This window comes from Vibrio sp. 1249-1 (genome assembly GCF_033340495.1).
Window position 1 is genome coordinate 1 of record NZ_JAWOWJ010000558.1, and the last position, 698, is coordinate 698.

Annotated in this window: 1 protein-coding gene; it reads right to left on the minus strand. The window is 43.4% G+C overall.

Annotated elements, in window-relative coordinates; genetic code table 11:
- Window positions 1-172: 172 nt before the first annotated feature.
- Window positions 173-698, minus strand: a 526-nt coding sequence (locus R7Z50_RS27595) for a hypothetical protein (protein ID WP_318149767.1), incomplete at its 5' end; no start/stop codon positions are given.

A 698-nucleotide genomic window follows, 5' to 3' on the forward strand; every position in this document is an offset into this window, starting at 1 on the left:
CCCCTTCAAGATTTAACAAAACAGGCTCGCCTGATTCCATTTTTGCCACTGAACAGTTTGCAGTGCCATAGTCAAAGCCAATATACATGAGTCCTCCCACTGACGAAAAAAGGTCGGCAATGCTAACTCAATGGCACATGAATTACTACTCAAACGGTAGAGCGATTCACGCTTATTCGCTTTCGGACGTTTCTTTTTTCATGGCAGGTAACACGACGGCTAATAATAACGCTAATAAAAGAAAAGCAGGCGTGAGTTTCAATCCTTGCCAAATTGAGTACGTGTCGTGAAACAGCCAAAAAATTCCTATCGTTAACAAGTAAGCAAAATAGCTGCTGAACACTAAACTCATGGCGACAAAACGCGTGCGATTAATGATGAGGATTCGCACTAAATATTGGCTAAGTAAACTCGCACAATGCATCGCCAGTTGCCAGTTAATGATAAAAAAAGCCAGAGAAACAAACCCAGCTACCAGTATGGCGTCGTGCGTACTAACAATAAAGTAGCTGCCGAAACGGCTCATCATAACAGGATAATTGCCTTCGTAGACAATAGACCAAGAGATCGCATTCGCCACTGCAATATAATTGGCAAAATAGGCAATAGCATAGAAAGTCGTGCGGGAACTAAAAGGTTGAAATACGTCCGCACAATAGCCGCGCCACTCTTCTTGATTAGCGGTGGGGCCAACCCAA